General features: G+C 71.4%; 11 protein-coding genes. 3 read left to right on the forward strand and 8 right to left on the reverse strand.

The genetic code is table 11. The features are described 5' to 3' along the window. Positions 1–66: 66 nt before the first annotated feature. The 3 genes from HAV39_RS25915 to HAV39_RS25925 all read right to left on the reverse strand — a co-directional run bounded on the left by HAV39_RS25915 (position 67) and on the right by HAV39_RS25925 (position 5,002). A complete protein-coding gene (locus HAV39_RS25915; protein WP_191841768.1) occupies positions 67–2,679 on the reverse strand; it encodes a chitinase C-terminal domain-containing protein in 2,613 nt (870 codons plus the stop codon). A gap of 128 nt (positions 2,680–2,807) precedes the next feature. Further along, on the reverse strand, positions 2,808–4,280 hold the full coding sequence (locus HAV39_RS43340; RefSeq protein ID WP_191841769.1) for a sensor histidine kinase: 1,473 nt from the start codon (positions 4,278–4,280) through the stop codon (positions 2,808–2,810). 8 nt (positions 4,281–4,288) lie between these two features. After that, positions 4,289–5,002 (reverse strand): response regulator transcription factor, encoded by a 714-nt coding sequence (locus tag HAV39_RS25925; RefSeq protein WP_120321700.1) that lies wholly within the window; start codon positions 5,000–5,002, stop codon positions 4,289–4,291. A 324-nt stretch (positions 5,003–5,326) separates the two neighbouring features. Between HAV39_RS25925 and HAV39_RS25930 the strand changes: the two genes are divergently transcribed. Then, entirely contained in the window at positions 5,327–8,542 is a 3,216-nt protein-coding gene (locus HAV39_RS25930; protein WP_191841770.1) for an efflux RND transporter permease subunit, read from the forward strand. Between the two features lie 553 nt (positions 8,543–9,095). Here HAV39_RS25930 and HAV39_RS25935 read toward each other — a convergent pair. The 5 genes from HAV39_RS25935 to HAV39_RS25955 form a co-directional block, all read right to left on the reverse strand. Continuing rightward, positions 9,096–10,574 (reverse strand): S1C family serine protease, encoded by a 1,479-nt coding sequence (locus tag HAV39_RS25935; RefSeq protein WP_191841771.1) that lies wholly within the window; start codon positions 10,572–10,574, stop codon positions 9,096–9,098. A gap of 107 nt (positions 10,575–10,681) precedes the next feature. Continuing rightward, positions 10,682–12,226 (reverse strand): sensor histidine kinase, encoded by a 1,545-nt coding sequence (locus HAV39_RS25940; RefSeq protein ID WP_191841804.1) that lies wholly within the window; start codon positions 12,224–12,226, stop codon positions 10,682–10,684. Positions 12,227–12,282: 56 nt separating this feature from the next. Then, positions 12,283–12,969 carry a response regulator transcription factor gene (locus HAV39_RS25945; protein WP_373311598.1) on the reverse strand — a complete coding sequence of 229 codons (687 nt, stop codon included), beginning with the start codon at positions 12,967–12,969 and terminating at the stop codon, positions 12,283–12,285. Between the two features lie 165 nt (positions 12,970–13,134). Continuing rightward, entirely contained in the window at positions 13,135–13,956 is an 822-nt protein-coding gene (locus tag HAV39_RS25950) for a lysophospholipid acyltransferase family protein (RefSeq protein WP_191841772.1), read from the reverse strand. Between the two features lie 34 nt (positions 13,957–13,990). Further along, positions 13,991–14,734 (reverse strand): GNAT family N-acetyltransferase, encoded by a 744-nt coding sequence (locus tag HAV39_RS25955; protein ID WP_191841773.1) that lies wholly within the window; start codon positions 14,732–14,734, stop codon positions 13,991–13,993. A 79-nt stretch (positions 14,735–14,813) separates the two neighbouring features. On the opposite strand from HAV39_RS25955, the gene HAV39_RS25960 reads away from it, so the two are divergent. Then, entirely contained in the window at positions 14,814–15,491 is a 678-nt protein-coding gene (locus HAV39_RS25960) for a hotdog family protein (protein WP_308440852.1), read from the forward strand. A gap of 230 nt (positions 15,492–15,721) precedes the next feature. Beyond that, positions 15,722–19,429: a multifunctional oxoglutarate decarboxylase/oxoglutarate dehydrogenase thiamine pyrophosphate-binding subunit/dihydrolipoyllysine-residue succinyltransferase subunit gene (locus HAV39_RS25965; protein WP_191841774.1), complete on the forward strand. Its 3,708-nt coding sequence runs from the start codon at positions 15,722–15,724 to the stop codon at positions 19,427–19,429. Positions 19,430–19,500 lie beyond the last annotated feature (71 nt).

The raw sequence follows: 19,500 nt of genomic DNA on the forward strand, positions 1-19,500 counted from the left end.
CATTTCACGGCGGGAGGGCCGGCCCGGCGCGCCGGTTGGAAGGGGCGGCGCGCCGGGACGGACCGGTTACAGGGCCAGCCAGAGCGCGCCGACGTTCGGCGGCTCCCAGCCGGTGATGGAGGTGTGCGCCTGGCGGCACTGGTACGAGCGACCGCCATAGGTCACCCGCGCGCCGACCGCGTACGCGGTGTTCGGCGCCCACGCCGGGTAGGCCCCCGGCGAGGTCGACGGGCTGGCCGACGGGGACGGGCTGGCGCTGGGCGACACGCTCGGCGAGGGCCGCGGTGACGACGACGGTGACACGCTGGGCGACGGCGAAGCCGACGGCGACGCGCTGCCGCCCGTGCACGGGCCGAGGTCGACCCACACCGACGCGACGCCCGGGGTCTCGTTCTGCGTCCACCACTGGGCGCGGTAGGCGCGGCCGTTGTACGACACCCGGTTGCCGCCGGTGTAGATCTGCGTCGGGCTCCACACCGGGTCGGTGCAGGTGCCGGGCGGGGTGCTCGGCGACGCGGACGCCGACGCGCTGGGCGACACCGGGGTGCTCGGCGAGGCCGTCGGGGCCACCCCGCCCCGGGTGCGGTTGACGGCCAGGTTGTAGGTCTGCCCGCCGAAGGTGAGCGTGTAGTTGGACGGCGAGGCGATCGGCAGCACGTAGTTGAGCGTCAGCTCGATCGACGCGCCCGGGGCCACCGTCTGCCAGCTCGGCAGGGTCAGCTTGACGTGGTGGAAGTCGCCCTTGAGGCCGCCGACGTTGTTGCCGGTGTGGCCCGGGGTGACCGCCATCGTCCAGCCGGACTGCTGGCTCATGTTGCCCGGGGCGGAGGTGCCGTAGTCGAAGTCCAGCACCGCCCCGCCGGGGATGGTGGTGGTCGTGTTGTTGACCAGCTTCAGCTTCGGGTTGATCGGGTAGTTCGAGTCGCCGAGGGCGAACCCGCCGAGCTGCACGTCCACGTTGATGGTCTGGGTGGGCAGCGCCGTGTTGGACCGGCTCGCGCCGTACGCCGAGGCGGTGGCGAACTTCGCGGCGATGGTGTTGGTGAGCGTGTTGCCCATCCGGTACTCACCGGCCGCCGCGTCGAACGCGTAGTCGCCGGCCAGCTCCCAGATCATGATGCCGCCGATGCCCTTGTTCACCACGTAGTCGGCCTTGGCCCCGATGGACTGCTCGTCCTCGGTGGACAGGAAGACCTTCTTCTGCGCGTTCCACAGCCACGGCGCGACCAGCGTCGAGGAGTAGTTGCGCACGTAGGTGCCGGTCAGGGTGTCGGCCGGGTCGGTCGCGGGGGTGAGGCCGTACGCCGCCCGGTAGGAGCCGGCGATGCCGTTCTCCAGGTTCTTGGCGTGCCACATCGGGTTGGACCCGGCCGGCTCCTCGTTGCCCGCGGTGTCCAGGTCGTGCCACAGGTTGTCGATGCCGATCGCGCCGTTGCCGCAGGGGCTCTGCGTGCCGATGGGGCAGTTCGCGGTCTTGGCCGCGGTGCCCCACAGGCCGTTGGTGCCGCCGGTGACGTTCTGGTGGCCACGCGTGTAGTACGGCACCCCGACGTTGATCCGCCCGCTCTGCACCGCGCCGCGGTAGTAGTGGTAGGCCCAGTCGGTGTTCAGCGAGCCGATGCCGGCGTAGGCGTTGTACACGCCGCCGGCGGTCAGCTCGTTGTCCTGGCCGTCGTCGTACAGGGCGGCGTTCGGGCCGACGTACTGGTTCCACGCGCCGTGCAGGTCGTACGACATGATGTTGATGTAGTCGAGGTACTGCGTGGCCTGGTAGGACTCCATGCCGCGCAGCAGCCAGCCGGAGGCCGGGGCCGCGACGGTGACCATGTAGTACTTGCCGTCGGACGCGGCGGCGGTGTCCAACTTCTCCCGCAGCGCCTTCATCAGCACCTGGTAGGAGGCGTTCAGGCCGGCCCGGCGCGCGTTGGACTGCGCGAAGTCGAGCGGGTGGCCGGCGTCCTTGTTGGACGTCGGGTACTCGTAGTCGATGTCCACGCCGTCGAAGCCGTACGTGCGCAGGAACGTCACCACGGAGTCGGCGAAGGCGTTGATGCCGGACGTGTTGACCGAGCCGTCGGCGTTGGTGGTCATCCGGTAGAAGCCGCCGGAGTCGATCCGCGCGCCGCTGCCGTCGAAGTACGCGCCGGTCTCCGCCCAGCCGCCGACGCTGACCAGCGTCTTGACGTCCGGGTACTGCTTCTTGAACTTGTTCAGCAGGTTGAAGTGCCCGGTGTACGGGAACGCCGGGTCCATCTCCGCGCCCGCCACCCCCGGCCAGGTCATGTTGGTGGAGGCGTTGTTCGCCTCGGCCGGGTTGCCGATCGAGATCTTGTTGGTGCCGTCCACGTGCGCGAACGCGTAGTTGATGTGGGTGATCTTCGACCACGGGATCTGGTTGGCCAGGTAGGCCGGGGCGCCGTTCTTGCCGGTGCGCCAGTTGGTGAAGTAGCCGATGATGCGGCGCGGGTGACCCGCCCCCATCGACTCGCGGCCGTTGGTGTCGTAGACGTCGCAGTAGGGCACGGTCACGCCGGGGGTCTGATACAGACCGTCGGGCCGGCAGGCGTTGTGGTCGACGGCGGCGCCACCGGCGGTGCCCGCGACCGCGACGGCCACAGCGGTCCCGACCAGCGCCGTCGCGGTGGCGACGAACAGGTTGAGGAGCGGTTTACGTTGCATGATCACCCTCCTGGGGGCGAAAGGCAGCTCGAAGAAACCGTTAGTTAAGTTTGCTAAAAGTTAATCCGGTGACCCCTGCCACACAAGAGGTGACTGCCGATCTTTAACCCGCGCTTAAGGTGACGAGATCACGCGGGGCAGAGGGGGAGGGTGATGCGGAAGGTGGCGCCGCCGCCGGGGGTGGGGCGGTGGCAGACCTCGCCGCCGTGCGCGGCGATCAGGGCGGCCACGATGGACAGTCCGAGGCCGGACCCGGCGGCGGGTGAGCGCTCGTGGTCGCGGGCACGTGCCGGGTCGGCGCGGTAGAAGCGTTCGAAGACGCGCTCGGCCTGCGCCGGCGACAGGCCGGGGCCGCTGTCGATGACCTGCAGCACGGCCCGGTCGCCTTCCACGCCGACCCGCACCGTCACCGGCGTGCCCGCCGGGGTGTGGGTGAGGGCGTTGCCGAGCAGGTTGGTGACGACCTGGCGCAGCCGGTCCTCGTCGCCGAGCACCACGGGCGGGTCGCCGTCGAGCAGTTCCAGCCGCAGCGGCCGGTCCAGCTCGCGCAGCTGCGCGGACTCGATGGCGTCGGCGGCGATCGGCACCAGGTCGACGGGCTCGCTGCGCAGTGGGCGCTGCTCGTCGAGCCGGGCCAGCATCAGCAGGTCCTCGACGAGCAGGCCCATCCGGGTCGCCTCGGTCTCGATCCGGGCCAGCAGCACGGAGACCTCGGCCGGGTCGGTGACCACGCCCTGGCGGTGCAGCTCGGCCAGGCCGCGGATGCCGGCCAGCGGAGTGCGCAGCTCGTGTGAGGCGTCGGCGACGAAGCGCCGCAGCCGCGCCTCCGACTCGGTGCGTTCGGCGAACGAGCCCTCGATCTGCGCCAGCATCGTGTTGAGGGTGCGCGACAGCCGCCCCATCTCGGTGCGCGGGCCGACCTGTTCGGGCACCCGGCGGGACAGGTCACCGCCCGCGATGATGTCCTCGGCGGTCTGCTCGACCTCGGTCAGCGGCCGCAGGCCCATCTTGATCACCCAGACGCCGAGCGCGGTGGCCAGCCCGAGCACCGCCAGCGTCACCGCGATCTCGATCGCGCCGAGCCGGGCCATGGTCTTGGCCACCCCGGTGAGGTCGTACGCGATGACGACGCTGCCCTGCCCGTCGGCCCGCTCCCCCACCAGCACCTGGTAGCCGGGGTGCCGGTGGTAGGACACCTCGTTGGGCACGAAGAACGGCTTGTCGGCCAGCCGCCGCACCGAGGCCAGGTCCAGCGACGGCAGGGCCGGCGAGCCGCGCCGCTCCCCGCCGCCGTCGCCGGGGAACCGCTTCTCGACGCGGCCGTCCTTGTCGCGGAACTCCAGGATGTACGCGTCGAAGAAGGTCTTGCCCTCGGTCTGCTCCTTGGAGAACTGCTCGACCTCGGCGGGCGTGAACTCGGCCGGGTCGCGCTTGGTGAGGTCGTGCATGGCGAGGTCGAGCTGGTCGTCGATCTGCTGGATCATGTACATCCGCAGCAGCGAGACGCTGGCGGTGTCGGCGACGACGAACCCGGCGCAGACCAGCGCGAGCACGCCGGCCAGCAGCCGGGCTCGCAGTGACCAGCGCTTCGGCCCGCGCATCAGCCGTCTCACGATCTCGGCAGCCGCAGGGAGTAGCCGAAGCCGCGCAGCGTGTGGATCAGCGGCGGGTCGACCGTGTCGACCTTGCGGCGTAGCAGCGAGATGTAGGACTCGACGATCCGGGCGTCGCCGCCGAAGTCGTAGCGCCAGACGTGGTCGAGGATCTGCGCCTTGCTGACCACCCGATCGGCGTTGACCAGCAGGTAGTGCAGCAGCTTGAACTCGGTCGGGCTGAGCCGCACCAGCTTGCCGGCCCGGCGCACGTCGTGGGTCTCCTCGTCGAGTTCGAGGTCGGCGAAGCGCAGCGTGGTGTCGTCGGTGGGCGCGGCCGCGCCGGTGTAGGTGCGGCGCAGCACGGCCCGGATCCGGGCGACGACCTCCTCCAGGCTGAACGGCTTGGTGACGTAGTCGTCGCCGCCCACCGTCAGGCCAGTGATCTTGTCCTGCACGCCGTCGCGGGCGGTCAAGAACAGCACGGGCACGTGCGCGCCGCCCGCCCGCAGCCGGCGGACCACCTCGAAGCCGTCGCAGTCGGGCAGCATCACGTCGAGCACCAGCAGCTCGGGCTTGAACTCGGCGGCCACGGCCAGTGCCTGCGCGCCGGTGGCCGCGGTGCGCACTTCGAAGCCGACGAATCGCAGGCTGGCCGAGAGCAGCGACACGATGGTCGGCTCGTCGTCCACCACGAGCAGGCGGCGCTGCTCGCCCTTCTCCGGTTTCATCGACCACTCCCACCAGGTGCGCGCATCATCGGGCGTGGCCAGTGTGCCCGAGCCCGCCCGCATGCCCCCTGCAGAGAAGCCGAATAAATGCTGAAAGTCACCGAGCTCACGCCCGATTTCAAACGATTCGTCGGTCGGCGGCTTGTACCTTGGGGACTCGTTCCCCCTGTCTCACCCGGCTACCGGCGAAGAACGACTGTGACGAACTCGAAGCGGCTTTCGGCTGGCTTTCAGGTTCGGTTCACAGTTCCTGCGCGTTGACCTGGTTGACTGCGGCGGTCGCAATCCCCCATAACGCTCGACCGTGATGCACCTGGAGTCGTCATGTCATTCCTGGCCAGGCTGAGCCTCGCCAACCGCGGACTAGTCGCGCTGATCAGCGTGGCGATCCTCGGTGCGGGTGCCTTCGTGCTGCCGCAGCTGCGCCAGCAGATGTTCCCCGACCTGCAGTTCCCGATGGTCTCCGTGGTCGCCGCATACCCGGGCGCCACGCCGGAGATCGTCGAGCAGCAGGTCGCCATCCCGATCGAGCAGGCGGTCGCCGGCGTCAGCGGGGTGACCAGCGTGACCTCGACGTCGCGCAACGGCTCCGTCTCCGTGAGCGTGGCCTTCGACTTCGGCGCGGACGTCGACCAGGTCGAGGGCGACATCCAGCAGGCGCTGGCGCGCATCGACGCGCGCCTGCCGCAGAACGTGGACCCGACGGTCTTCGCGGGCACCACCGACGACATCCCGGTCATCCAGCTCGCCGCCAGCGGCGCGGGCGGCGACGACCAGGAGCTGGCCCGCCGCGTGCGCGCCACCGTGCTGCCGGCCCTGAACAACATCGAGGGCGTACGCGAGGCGACCCTGTCCGGCGACCGCACCCCGCAGGTCACCATCAACCTGGACCCGGCCAAGCTGGCCGCCAAGGGCCTCACCGCGCAGGCGGTGACCGGCGCGCTGACCGCCAACGGCGTCAGCATGCCCGGCGGCGTGATCACCGACGGCGGCCTGGTCTACTCGGTCGCGGTCGGCAGCCGCTTCACCACCGTCGAGCAGCTCGGCGACCTGTACCTCGGCTCGGCCGGCGCCGCGCGCCCGACCGCCGGCAAGCCCGCCGCCCCGGCCGCTCCCACGCAGCTCAAGGACGTCGCCACGGTCGTCTCGGCGCCCGCCGACGCGACCACGCTGACCCGCACCAACGGCAAGCCGAGCCTCGGCGTCGGCGTCACCGCCCTGCCGGGCGCGAACGCCGTGGAGATCTCGCACCAGGTCAACGACAAGCTCCCCGAGCTCGCCGCACAGCTCGGCGCGGGCGGCGCGCTGCAGGTCATCTTCGACCAGGCGCCCGAGGTCGAGCGCTCGGTCAGCAGCCTGACCACCGAGGGCGCGCTGGGCCTGGCCTTCGCCGTGCTGGTGATCCTGATCTTCCTGCTGTCGGTCCGCTCGACCCTGGTCACCGCCGTGTCGATCCCGGTCAGCGTGGTCATCGCGCTGATCGCGCTGTGGGCCGGCGACTACTCGCTCAACCTGCTCACCCTGGGCGGCCTGACCATCGCGATCGGCCGGGTGGTCGACGACTCGATCGTGGTGCTGGAGAACATCAAACGCCACCTGGAGTACGGCGAACCCAAGAAGGAGGCCATCCTCACCGCGGTGAAGGAGGTCTCCGGCGCGGTGACCGCCTCGACGCTGACCACTGTCGCGGTGTTCCTGCCCGTCGCGCTGGTCGGCGGCATGGTCGGCCAGCTGTTCGGCCCGTTCGGCCTGACCGTGACCGCGGCGCTGCTGGCCTCGCTGCTGGTGTCGCTGACCATCGTCCCCGTCATGGCGTACTGGTTCCTCAAGTCGCCGCAGGGCACCGCCGAGGAGCTCGAAGCGATCCGGACCAAGGCCGAGGCCAAGGAGCTGCGCAGCCCCCTGCAGCGGGCGTACGTGCCGATCCTGCGCTGGTCGCTGGGCCACCGGTTCGTCACGCTGCTGCTGGCGTTCGGCGTCATCGCCGGCACCGGCTTCCTCGCCACCCGGATCGAGACCAGCTTCATCGAGAGCTCCGGCAACTCGTTCTCGATCTCGCAGACCATGCCGATCGGCACCTCGCTGGCCACCACCGACGAGGCGGCGAAGCGGATCGAGACGATCCTCGACTCCACCGACGGCGTGAAGTCGTACCAGGTGACGGTCGGCGGTGGCGGCGGCATCTTCGGCGGTGGCGGCGGCGCCAACACCACCCAGGCCCGCTTCCAGGTGACCTCGGAAACCGGCACGGACCAGAAGACGCTCACCGACTCGCTGCGCGACAAGATCGACGCGCTGGACGACAGCGCCGTCGGCGAGGTCGTGGTCGGCGCGGTGCAGGGCGGCTTCGGCGGCAACGGCCTGGAGGTCGCGGTCGAGGCGGCCGACGACGCCACGCTGCGTGCCGCGGCCGAGCAGATCCGCGCGGCCGTCGCCGAGCTGCCCAACGTGACCGAGGTCGACAGCGACCTGGCCGCCAACACCCCGCAGGTGCAGGTCACCCTGGACCGGGCCGCGGCGGCGCGGGCCGGGCTGAGCGACGCCGCACTCGGCCAGCTGGTCGGGCAGGCGTTCCGCGGCACCACGCTGACCCGCGTCGTGCTCAACGGCATCGAGCAGCCGGTGGTGCTGCGCAGCGGAGCGGCCCCGGCCGACATCGCCGCGCTGCGCGCCCTGCCGATCGGCCCCGGTGTCACCCTCGACGACGTCGCCGACGTCAACACGGTGGCCGGCCCGAGCCAGATCAACCGCGTGGACCAGGTCCGCACGGCCAAGGTGACCGGCACGCCGAGCGCCGAGGCGCTGGGCACGATCAACGCCGAGCTGGACAAGAAGCTGAAGACCCTCGACCTGCCCGACGGCGCGACGTACTCCATCGGCGGTGTCACCGAGGCCCAGCAGGACGCCTTCGCCGACCTGGGGCTGGCCATGCTGGTCGCCATCGCGCTGGTCTTCATCATCATGATCGCCACGTTCCGCGGGCTGGTGCAGCCGCTGATCCTGCTGATCTCCGTGCCGTTCGCGGCGACCGGCGCGCTGGGTCTGCTGGCCATCACCGGTCAGCCGCTCGGCCTGGCCGCGATGATCGGTCTGCTGATGCTCGTCGGCATCGTGGTCACCAACGCGATCGTGCTGCTCGACCTGATCAACCAGTACCGGGCAGACGGCTACACCACGCGTGACGCGATCATCGAGGGCGGCCGCCGCCGCCTGCGCCCGATCCTGATGACGGCGGTGGCGACCATCTTCGCGCTGCTGCCGATGTCGCTGGGCCTGACCGAGTCGAGCGCCTTCATCTCGCAGCCGCTGGCCGTCGTGGTGATCGGCGGTCTGGTCAGCTCCACGCTGCTCACGCTGGTCCTGGTGCCGGTCCTCTACTCCCTGGTGGAGGGCTTCAAGGCCCGGGTCAAGCGCAAGCGCAACGCGGGCAAGCACGCCGCCCCGCGCCACGAGGGTCACGCCGAGCCGACCGCCGCGCCCGTCGCGCAGCAGCCGCGCACCGACCTGACCGACGAGGACCTGGCCGAAGCCGTTCGCTGACGCCAGGGCACAGACCCTGCCCGTCCCGGGGCCGCCTCCCCGGGACGGGCAGCCATACCGAGACGAAGGGCGGGCATCCTCCGGGATGCCCGCCCTTCCTCGTCCCCACCCGCCCCTCGCACCGCCCCGATCCTGTTGCCCGGCAACGGTTCGCCCGACGTTCGTTGATCCGTTTTTGTGGACGCTGGACGTTGCCATAGCCACCGCCGGCGTCCACAAAAACAGATCTTGTATTGACCCCGCCGCGCCGTCGAGGCGGGACGGACGCCATTTACGGGAAATCGCCGCATCATCCCGCCGGCACCGAACAGATCCAGGAGGTTTGCCGTCGCTCTGGCGACGGCAAACCTCCTGGATCCAGCCGCACGTCGTTCACCACGGCAGCGGCACGGCCAAGGCGTAGGTGCGGGCTGGTGTGGCGAACGCGCCGGTGGCCGATGGCGCAGGCCCGCACTCCGGGCACAAAGGTGGCGGCGGGCGGTGGTGACCAACCCCGATGGTCACCCCCGCCCGCCGCCGGGTGGGGAGGAGGCACAGATCCTGTGCGCTGCTATTAGGACGCTTCGCCGAGCGTCACCGTTGCCGTCTTGGCCTCGCCGTTTCGGGTGAACTCGACGGTCACCTGCTGCCCGACGGTGCCCGATTGGACGGCAGACACCAGGTCATCGCTGTCGTTGATGATTTTCCCGTTGAACTTGCTGATGATGTCGCCCTTCTGCAGCCCCGCCTTGTTGGCCGGGCTGTTCTCGGTCACCGCGCTGACCGCGGCGCCGCCGTCGTTCGAGGCGGTCACCGAGACGCCGAGGTACGGGTGGCTCACCGGCTTGCCGTTCATGATCTGCTCGGCGATGCCCTTGGCCTTGTTGCTCGGGATGGCGAACCCGACGCCGATGTTGCCGTCGCTGCTGCCGTTGGTGGCGATGGCGGTGTTGATGCCGATCACCTCGCCCTTGGTGTTGACCAGCGCGCCGCCGGAGTTGCCGGGGTTGATCGGGGCGTCGGTCTGCAGCAGGCCGGACAGCGAGGTCGAGCGGCCCTCGCCGACCGAGATGGTGCGGTCGCGGGCGCTGATGATGCCGGCGGTCACCGAGCCGCGCAGGCCCAGCGGGCTGCCGATGGCCAGCACGGTGTCGCCGACGGCCACCTGGTCGCTGTTTCCGAAGGGGGCCAGCGTCAGGCCGTTGGTGTTCGCCTTCACCACGCCGAGGTCGGTGCGCGGGTCGGTGCCCACGACCTTGGCCGGCACCTTCTTGCCGCTGGACAGGGTGACCGTGACGTCCTGGTTCTGGGCCCCGGCGACCACGTGGTTGTTGGTGAGGATGTAGCCGTCCTCGGTGAGCACAATGCCCGAGCCCTCGCCCGAGCCGGTGCTGATGTTCACCACGCTGGGCTGCATCGCCTTGGCCACGCCGGCCAGCGACGAGCGGTCCACCACGGGCGCGGCGGCGGTGCTGCCGGACGACACCGTGATCTTGCCGTCCTCGGCGTAGTTGGTCGCGATCACCGCTCCGGCCACGCCGGAGCCCAGCGCGAGCACGACCGCGGCGACCGAGCCCAGGGCCACCTTCGCGATGGTCCCGCCGACGCTCTTGCCCGGCGTGCCGGGCGGGGTCCACGCGGGCTGGCCCGCGGTCGGGTACGAGCCCGTGGGGTAACCGGCGGCCGGGTAGCCGGACGTCGGGTAACCCGCCGGAGTCCCCGGGTACGCGGAGCCGGGCTGCGCGGACTGCGGGTAGCCCGACGGCGGGGCGGACTGCGGGTAGGCCGGGGCCGGGTAGGCGTGGGCCGGCGGCTGCGGGCCGGGCTGCGCGGCGACGGCCGGCTGCGGCCACGTCGCCGGGGCGGGCTCGACCGGCAGGCCGGCTGCCGGGGCCACCGCCTGAGGGGCGGTGACCGCGGTGTCGTCGGATGCCGCGTGAGCAGGAGTGCCCGGCACGGTGCCGGCCGTCGCCTCCGGACGCGGGGGTACGGCGGCAGTGTCGACCGGTTCCGTCGGCTGCGCTGCGGTCTGGGGCTTGTCGTACTCGCTCATGTCCTCAGTCTTCCTTGCGACGCTGCGTCAGTTCTGGGTTGGTTCTGGAAAATGTCTGTGAGTCGCGGCCGGTCACGGGTCGAAAGCGGGGTCGAAGGCGCGGTTCATCAGGCATCCACCTGCTGCGACGGGTCGCCGGACTGATCATCGGCATCGTCGTCGATCTCCACGAGCGGCATCCGCACCCGGAACACGGCACCCTTGCCGGGCTCGCTGTCGACCTCGATCGTGCCCTGGTGCGCCTCCACGAGCGCGGCCACGATGGCCAGGCCCAGCCCGGTGCTGACGTGGCCGTTGGCGCGGCGGGTGCGCGCGGCGTCCGCCCGGTAGAAGCGCTCGAACACCCGGTCCCGCTGGGCCGGGTCGAGGCCGGGGCCCTCGTCGGCCACCTCCAGCACAGCCTGCCCCGGCTCGGAACGCAGCCGCAACTGCACGCGGGTGCCCGGTGGCGTGTGGGCCAGGGCGTTGCTCATGAGGTTGCCGATGACCTGTCGCAGCCGGGCGTCGTCCCCGGCGACCACCAGGTGGCCGGCGTCGGGCGCGACGACGAGTTCGATCGGCCGGGCCGGGTCCATCACCCGGGCGGCCTGCACCGCTTCGACGGCCAGCACGCGCAGCTCGACCGGGGCCGGGCGCAGCGGGCGCTCCTGGTCCATCCGGGCCAGCAGCAGCAGGTCGTCGACGAGCAGGCCCATCCGGCGGGACTCGTCCTCGATCCGCTTGACCAGGGAGGCGGTCTCCTCCGGCGCGCGGGCCGCACCCTGCCGGTAGAGCTCGGCGAAGCCGCGGATGGTGGTCAGCGGCGTACGCAGTTCGTGCGAGGCGTCGGCGACGAACCGTCGCATCCGCTCCTCGGAGCGGCGGGCGCGTCCCTCGGAGACCTGCGCGGCCACGGCGGCGTCGCGGGCGATGGACTCGGCCGCGCGGGCCGACGTCTCGGACGCGGCACGGGCCGTGAAGGCCGTCTCGATCTGCGCCAGCATCGCGTTGAGCGCGCGGGCCAGCGAGCCGACCTCGGTGCGGGGCGTGGTGCACCCCTCCTCCGGGTCGGGCACGCGCTGGGTCAGGTCGCCGCCGGCGATGGCCTTCGCCGTCTTCTCGATCGCGGCCAGTGGCCGCAGGCTGCGCCGGACCAGTTCGGTGCCGATCATCGCGGCCAGGATGAGCACGGCCGCGCCGCCGTAGATGTTGATCCACAGCAGCCGGTGCACGGCCGCGTCGATGGTGGTGGTGCGCTCGGCGACGACGAGCACGCCGGTCGGCTCGCCGCGGAACTTCAGCTCTCCCACCATCACCCGCCAGTGCGGCGCGCCGTCGCGAGCCTTGACGGTGAAGTAGTCACCGGCCCGGCCGCGCAGTTCGCTCGGCGGCGGCAGCTGCGGCAGGTCCTGCCGGGTCACGTTCGGCGGCTTCTCGAACCCCCAGGGGTCGTCGCCCGCGGGCACCGGGGCGGCCTTCTCCCAGCCGATGATGAAGTCGCTGGGGAGGAAGACCTCCGTGCTGGTGCCGGGGCGGGACGCCTTGGACATCTCGTCCTCCAGCAGCAGCCGGGCACCCGACAGGTCGCTGTCGACGCGGTCGGTCAGGTAGCGCCGCATCGCCAGGTGGCTGGCCACACCGATCAGCACGATCGCCAGGACCAGCAGCAGCATCGTGTAAGCCGTCAGCTTCACCCGCAACGGCTGGTCGCGCGTGAGCTTCGGCAGCTTCACGACGTCGGCTTGCGCAGCACGTAGCCGACGCCGCGCAGGGTCTGGATGAGCCGGGGCGACACGTTGTCGACCTTGCGGCGCAGGTACGAGATGTAGGACTCGACGATGTTGTCGTCACCGCGGAAGTCGTAGTTCCACACGTGGTCGAGGATCTGCGCCTTGGACAGCACCCGGTTGGGGTTGAGCATCAGGTAGCGCAGCAGCTTGAACTCGGTCGGCGACAGCTGCACCAGGTTGCCCGCCCGGCGCACCTCGTGGGTCTCCTCGTCCAGCTCCAGGTCGGCGAACGTGAGCCGGGGCGTGCCCGTCTCGCCGCTGGTGCGGCGCAGCACGGCGCGGATGCGGGCGGTCAGCTCCTCGAGGCTGAACGGCTTGGTGACGTAGTCGTCGCCGCCGAGCGTCAGCCCACGGATCTTGTCGTCGGTGGCGTCGCGCGCGGTCAGGAACACCACCGGCACCCGGCCGCGGTCCTGGCGGAGCTGCTTGATCACCTCGAAGCCGTCGAGGTCCGGCAGCATCACGTCGAGCACGACGAGGTCAGGCCGCACCTTCGCGGCGGCGTCGAGCGCGGTCGCGCCGTCGCCCACCGCCTTGACCTCGAAGCCCGCGAAACGCAGGCTGGCCGACAGCAGCTCCAGGATGTTCGGGTCATCCTCCACCACGAGCAGATTCGCCTCAGGCATGTGCTCCATCCTGCGCCGGATCGCTCGCCCGGCGCTGTGGATACCCTGAACGCTTCCTGTGAATTCGACGACAGAACCCGGCGAATCAGCTGAATTCGGAACTATCGCCGCGGTTACCGGGTCACCCGGCTGGCGCGCGACGCGGGCGGGACCGCGCCGACACGCTCAGGCGGCGGGCAGGTCGGCGTGCGAGAGCCGGGCGGCCAGTTCCCGCCGGGGCGCGTCGGCCGGACGCGGCGCGCCGAGCAGCACGGCCGCGGACATGCCGCGCGCCGCGAGCACCCGGCGCAGCGATACGAGCAGGGTGTCGTCGCCGACGAAACCCGCCGCCGGGTGCGCGTAGCGCATGGTGAAGGTCTGCACCGGCGCGCCCGTGTCGACCGCGGCCTGCAGAAACGCCGCCCGCCACGGCACCGGGTGCGGCCCGCAGGTGGTCGTCCCCTCGGGGAACACCTGCACCGCCTGTCCCGCCCGCAACGCGGCCGCCACCTGCGCCACCGTGCCCGGCAGCGCCCGGGGCCGGGCCCGGTCCACGAAGATCGTCTGCTGGCGCCGGGCGATCCGCCCGATCACCGGCCACGTGCCGACCTCGGTCTTGGCCACCATGCGCAGCCGCCCCGCCCGCCGGCTCAGCGCCGTCATCACCACGATGTCCAGCCAGGAGACGTGGTTGCCGACCAGCAGCGCGCCCGGCGTGACGCCGGGTCCGGTCACCCGCAGCCGGATGCCCAGCGCCCGCAGCAGGGCCCGGGCCATCAGGTCGGGCCGCCACGGCAGCAGCACGCCGAGCAGCAGCACCAGCCCGCCCGCCACGGCCCGCAGCGCCTGGTGCAACCGGCCGACCCGCGGCCCGCCGTCGCCGCCGCACTGGCGACCGCAGTCCGCGTACGGCCGCCAGAGCTGGTCTGCCGGTATCCGTGGCGGCGCCGCCGGACGGACCGCGGCGCCCGCCGCGGGCGGGATCGCCGTCCGCGGCTCGGTTCTCATCGCTCGCACCGTGCTCACCCCTGTCGCGAGCCGCTCACGCGGCCAGGAAGTGCTTGAGGTAGCGGGGGTCGATCCGGTCCACGCCGAGCAGCACGTAGAAGTCGGCCACACCGAAGGACGCGTCGTACGCGGGCGCACCGGCCACCCAGGCGCCCAGCCGCAGGTATCCGCGCAGCAGCGGCGGCGCGGCGGCGATCGTGGCGGGACGCTCGACGGGCAGCGCCTGCCACGGGTTGCGCGGCTGCACCCGCAGCTGCGGCGGCGACAGGTGCTTGCGGGACGCCAGGTCCCACACCTGCGACGCCTGCACGCCGCCGTCGGCCAGCGGCACCGAGGCGCACCCGCTCAGCCAGCGGTGGCCCATCCGGTCCAGGTACTTCGCGATGCCGGCCCACATCAGGTTGATCACGGCGCCGGTGCGGTGGTCGGGGTGCACGCAGCTGCGCCCGGCCTCGACCAGCTGGTCGCGCAGGACGGTGAGGGCGGTCAGGTCGAATTCGCTGTCGCCGTACCGGCGGCCCAGCCAGATGGCCCGCTGCGGGGGCAGCAGGCGGTACGTGCCGACGATCTCGCCGGTGCGGTCCTCCCGCACCACGAGGTGGTCGCAGTACGCGTCGTACTCGTCGACGTCCAGGCCTCCGGTGTCGGGAAGCTGGGCGCCCATCTCCTCGGCGAAAACGCGGTAGCGCAGCCGCTGTGCCGCCTCGACCGTGGCCGCGTCCCCGGCGATCAGCGCGGAGTAGCCGGTGGGGGCGGCGGTCAACAACATCGTCGTCATGTGCCCTGTGTAGAAGCCCTGCTTGACACCTGGGCCCGCGCTGGATGACCGGCACATGAAGAGTGAGAGGCTTGCAGGCATGACCTCCCTGGTGATCGACGCCCGGCACAACGGACCGCCCGGCTCCGGCAACGGCGGCTGGACGAGTGGCCTGGTCGCAGGGGCTGTCGGCGCGGTGGACGGGCTGGTCGAGATCACCTTGCGCAAGCCGCCGCCGCTGGAGACGGCGCTGGCGGTGACCGCGACCGCGGACGGCTGGGCGGTGCACGACCCGCAGGAGACGCTGATCGCCTCGGTGACCCGGCGGGCCGACGACATCCCGGCGGTGCCGCCGGTGAGCCGCACCGAGGCGCTGGCCGCGTCCGGCCGCTACCCCGGGCACACCGACCACCCGTTCCCCACCTGCTTCGTCTGCGGCCCGCAGCGGCCCGACGGGCTGCGCATCTTCCCCGGGCGACTGCCCGACGGCCGGACCGCGGCCACCTTCCTCGTGCCGACCGACCGGTCACCGGCGGTGGTGTGGGCCGCACTCGACTGCCCCGGCGGCTGGACCGTCATCGATCGGGACCAGGCGTTCGTGCTCGGCCGGTACGCGGTGGCGGTGGATGCGCTGCCGGAGCCGGACGACGAGTGCGTGGTGGTCGGCGAGCCGGTGCGCCGGGAGGGCCGCAAGGCGCTGGTCCGCTCGTCGCTCTACGCCCCGGACGGGAACCTGCTGGCCCGGGCCGAGGCGACCTGGATCGCGGTGGCCGGCTGAGCGGGCTGCGTCACCGCGGGTGCGCCCGCCCGGCCGGTCGGCGCGGGCGTGCTGTGCCCTGGGTCACGGCCGAGCTGCGGTTTCGCCCGCGGCGTACTGTCGCGCATAGGACGGCGTGTGTCATGCGACACGGAGCCGTGCCGCGAGTGCCGCCCCACATCGCACCGCGTAGCCTGGGACCCGGTTTTCTGAGTACTCGTTAAAGACGTGCGGAAGAGGCGAAAAAACCCGTGTCGACCCAGCACACCTCGGGCGCCGGCCCGACTGGACGCTCAGTTCAGGACAACCCACTGGCGAGCTTCGGTCCGAACGAGTGGATCGTGGAGGAGATGTACCAGCGGTACCTCGCCGACCCGACCAGCGTCGATCCGGCGTGGCACGACTTCTTCGCCGACTACAAGCCGGCGGACAGTGCCCCTGCCGCGGCCAAGGCCGCCGCTCCCGCCAAGCCGGCCGCCCCCGCGCAGCCCGCCGCGGCCCCGGCTGCCACCGTCCCGGCTCCGGCGGCCCCGGCCGCCGCGCCCGCGCCCGTCGCCGCCGTGCCGCCGGCCCCCGCGCAGGCCAAGCCCGCCGAGAAGCCGACACCCGCCGGTGCGCAGGTGGTGCCGCTGCGCGGCGTCGCCGCCAAGATCGTCGAGAACATGGACGCCTCGCTGGAGGTGCCGACCGCGACCAGCGTGCGCGCCGTGCCGGCGAAGCTGCTGTCCGACAACCGCATCGTGATCAACAACCACCTGACCCGCGGCCGCGGCGGCAAGGTCAGCTTCACCCACCTCATCGGGTACGCGATGGTGCGCGCGATCGGCATGCACCCCGAGATGAACAACCACTTCGCCGTGGTCAACGGCAAGCCGTCGCTGGTCAAGCCGGAGCACGTGAACCTCGGCATCGCCATCGACCTGGCCAAGCCCGACGGCTCGCGCAACCTGGTGGTGCCGTCCATCAAGGGCTGCGAGCAGATGGACTTCCGCCAGTTCTGGCAGGCGTACGAGGACGTGGTGCGCCGGGCTCGCAAGAACGAGCTGACCATGGACGACTACAGCGGCACCACGACCTCGCTGACCAACCCCGGCGGCATCGGCACCGTGCACTCGATCCCGCGCCTGATGCAGGGCCAGAGCGCCATCATCGGCGTCGGCGCGATGGAGTACCCGGCGCCGTTCTCCGGCATGAGCGAGTCGCAGCTGGCCGACATGGCCGTCAGCAAGATCATCTCGCTGACCAGCACCTACGACCACCGGGTCATCCAGGGCGCGCAGTCCGGCGAGTTCCTCAAGGTCATGCACGAGCTGCTGCTCGGCGAGCACGGCTTCTACGACGAGATCTTCACGGCGCTGCGCATCCCGTACGAGCCGGTCCGCTGGGTGCGCGACATCGCGCACACCTCCGAGGGCCAGATCGACAAGGCCGCGCGGGTCATCGAGCTGATCCACTCCTACCGGGTCCGGGGCCACCTGATGGCCGACACCGACCCGCTGGAGTTCATGATCCGCAAGCACCCGGACCTGGACGTGCGCCAGCACGACCTGACCCTGTGGGACCTGGACCGCACGTTCCCGGTCGGCGGCTTCGCCGGCAAGGACGTGATGAAGCTGCGCGACATCCTCGGCGTGCTGCGCGACTCCTACTGCCGCCGCGTCGGCGTGGAGTACATGCACATCACCGACCCGGAGGAGCGCCGCTGGATCCAGCAGCGAGTCGAGCGCAAGTACACCAAGCCCAGCCCGGAGGAGCAGAAGCACGTCCTGGGCCGGCTCAACGCCGCCGAGGCCTTCGAGACCTTCCTGCAGACCAAGTACGTCGGCCAGAAGCGGTTCTCGCTGGAGGGCGGCGAGTCGCTGATCCCGCTGCTCGACGAGATCCTGCAGGCGTCGGCCGAGGGCGGTCTGGACGAGGTCGTCATCGGCATGGCGCACCGCGGCCGGCTCAACGTGCTGGCCAACATCGTCGGCAAGCCGTACGAGAAGATCTTCGGTGAGTTCGAGGGCCACCTCGACCCGAAGACCGCGCAGGGCTCCGGCGACGTGAAGTACCACCTGGGCATGACCGGCAAGTTCACCTCGCCGGACGGGCAGTTCTCGACCACCGTGTCGCTGGCCGCCAACCCGTCGCACCTGGAGGCCGTGGACCCGGTGCTGGAGGGCATCGTCCGGGCCAAGCAGGACCGCCTCGACCTGGGCCTGCACGGCTACACCGTGCTGCCGCTGCTGGTGCACGGCGACGCCGCGTTCGCCGGCCAGGGTGTGGTCGCCGAGACGCTGAACCTGTCGCAGCTGCGCGGCTACCGCACCGGCGGCTCCGTGCACGTGGTCGTCAACAACCAGGTCGGCTTCACCACCGCCCCGGAGTACAGCCGCTCCTCGCTGTACAGCACCGACGTCGCGCGCATGATCCAGGCGCCGATCTTCCACGTCAACGGCGACGACCCCGAGTCGGTGGTCCGCGTGGCGCGGCTGGCGTTCGAGTACCGCCAGGAGTTCAACAAGGACGTCGTCATCGACATGGTCTGCTACCGCCGGCGCGGTCACAACGAGGGTGACGACCCCTCGATGACCAACCCGCTGATGTACCAGATCATCGACACCAAGCGCTCGGTGCGCAAGCTCTACACCGAGGAGCTGATCGGCCGCGGCGACATCACCGTCGAGCAGGCCGAGGAGGCGCTGCGCGACTACCAGACGCAGCTGGAGACGGTGTTCAAGGCCACCCGCGACGCGGTCGCCGGGGTGTCCAGCCGGCTCACCCGGGCCCGCGAGGTGCTGCCGGAGCCGGCTGTCGCCACCGCGATCCCGACCGACCTGGTCCGCCGGATCGGCGAGGCGCACACCGCGCTGCCCGAGGGCTTCACCCCGCACAAGCGCATCCAGCAGTTGCTGGACAAGCGCGCGAAGATGGCCGCCGAGGGCGACATCGACTGGGGCTTCGGCGAGATCATCGCGTTCGCCTCGCTGCTGGCCCAGGGCGTGACCGTGCGCCTGTCCGGCCAGGACTCGCGCCGCGGCACCTTCGTGCAGCGGCACGCGGCCATCGTCGACGCGCTGACCGGCGCGGACTTCCTGCCCGCCACCGCGGTGGCCGCCGACGACGCCCGCTTCCACGTGCAGGACTCGCTGCTGAGCGAGTACGCCGCGCTCGGCTTCGAGTACGGCTACTCCGTCGAGGACCCCAACGCGCTGGTGCTCTGGGAGGCGCAGTTCGGCGACTTCGTCAACGGCGCCCAGTCGGTGATCGACGAGTTCATCAGCTCGGGCGAGGTCAAGTGGGGCCAGCAGTCGAGCCTGGTCGTGCTGCTGCCGCACGGCCACGAGGGCCAGGGCCCCGACCACACCTCGGGCCGTCCGGAGCGCTGGCTGCAGCTGGCCGCCGAGGACAACATGCGGGTGGCCATCCCGTCGACCCCGGCCAGCCACTTCCACCTGCTGCGCCGCCAGGCGCTGTCGGCCAAGCGCAAGCCGCTGGTCGTGTTCACGCCGAAGTCGCTGCTGCGCCACCGCCTCGCGGTGTCGTCGGTGGCCGACTTCACGGAGGGCACCTTCTCCCCGGTCATCGGCGAGACGGCGCAGCTCGACCCGGCACAGGTCAAGCGGGTGCTGCTGTGCTCGGGCAAGGTCTACTACGACCTGGTCCAGGCGCGGCAGGAGCGCGGCGTCACCGACACCGCGATCATCCGCCTGGAGCAGCTCTACCCGCTGCCGGTGGACGAGCTGAAGGCGGAGCTGGCCAAGTACGCCGGCGCCGAGGACTTCTGCTGGGTGCAGGAGGAGCCGGCCAACCAGGGCGCCTGGTCGTTCGTCGCCCTGAACCTGCTGGAGCACCTGGACGGGGTGCGCATGCGCCGCATCTCCCGCCCGGCCGCCGCGGCCCCGGCCGTGGGCTCCACCAAACTGCACGACGTCGAGCAGGCGGCGCTGCTGGAGGCGGCACTGCCCCGCTCCTGAACACCGAGCGATCGAACACAGTGATGACCGCCGTCCCCGGCCCGCAGGCGCGGGACGGGGACGGCGGCCTT

Origin of the sequence: Catellatospora chokoriensis, from assembly GCF_011297315.1 — a bacterium.
GTDB lineage: Bacteria > Actinomycetota > Actinomycetes > Mycobacteriales > Micromonosporaceae > Catellatospora > Catellatospora citrea.

Coding starts and splice junctions, on each gene's coding strand:
- HAV39_RS43340 (WP_191841769.1), bottom strand. CDS start 4,280: ATGCGCGGGCCGAAGCGCTGGTCACTGCGAGCCCGGCTGCTGGCCGGC.
- HAV39_RS25960 (WP_308440852.1), top strand. CDS start 14,814: ATGACCTCCCTGGTGATCGACGCCCGGCACAACGGACCGCCCGGCTCC.
- HAV39_RS25925 (WP_120321700.1), bottom strand. CDS start 5,002: ATGAAACCGGAGAAGGGCGAGCAGCGCCGCCTGCTCGTGGTGGACGAC.
- HAV39_RS25930 (WP_191841770.1), top strand. CDS start 5,327: ATGTCATTCCTGGCCAGGCTGAGCCTCGCCAACCGCGGACTAGTCGCG.
- HAV39_RS25915 (WP_191841768.1), bottom strand. CDS start 2,679: ATGCAACGTAAACCGCTCCTCAACCTGTTCGTCGCCACCGCGACGGCG.
- HAV39_RS25950 (WP_191841772.1), bottom strand. CDS start 13,956: ATGAGAACCGAGCCGCGGACGGCGATCCCGCCCGCGGCGGGCGCCGCG.
- HAV39_RS25955 (WP_191841773.1), bottom strand. CDS start 14,734: ATGACGACGATGTTGTTGACCGCCGCCCCCACCGGCTACTCCGCGCTG.
- HAV39_RS25940 (WP_191841804.1), bottom strand. CDS start 12,226: ATGCTGCTGCTGGTCCTGGCGATCGTGCTGATCGGTGTGGCCAGCCAC.
- HAV39_RS25935 (WP_191841771.1), bottom strand. CDS start 10,574: ATGAGCGAGTACGACAAGCCCCAGACCGCAGCGCAGCCGACGGAACCG.
- HAV39_RS25945 (WP_373311598.1), bottom strand. CDS start 12,969: ATGCCTGAGGCGAATCTGCTCGTGGTGGAGGATGACCCGAACATCCTG.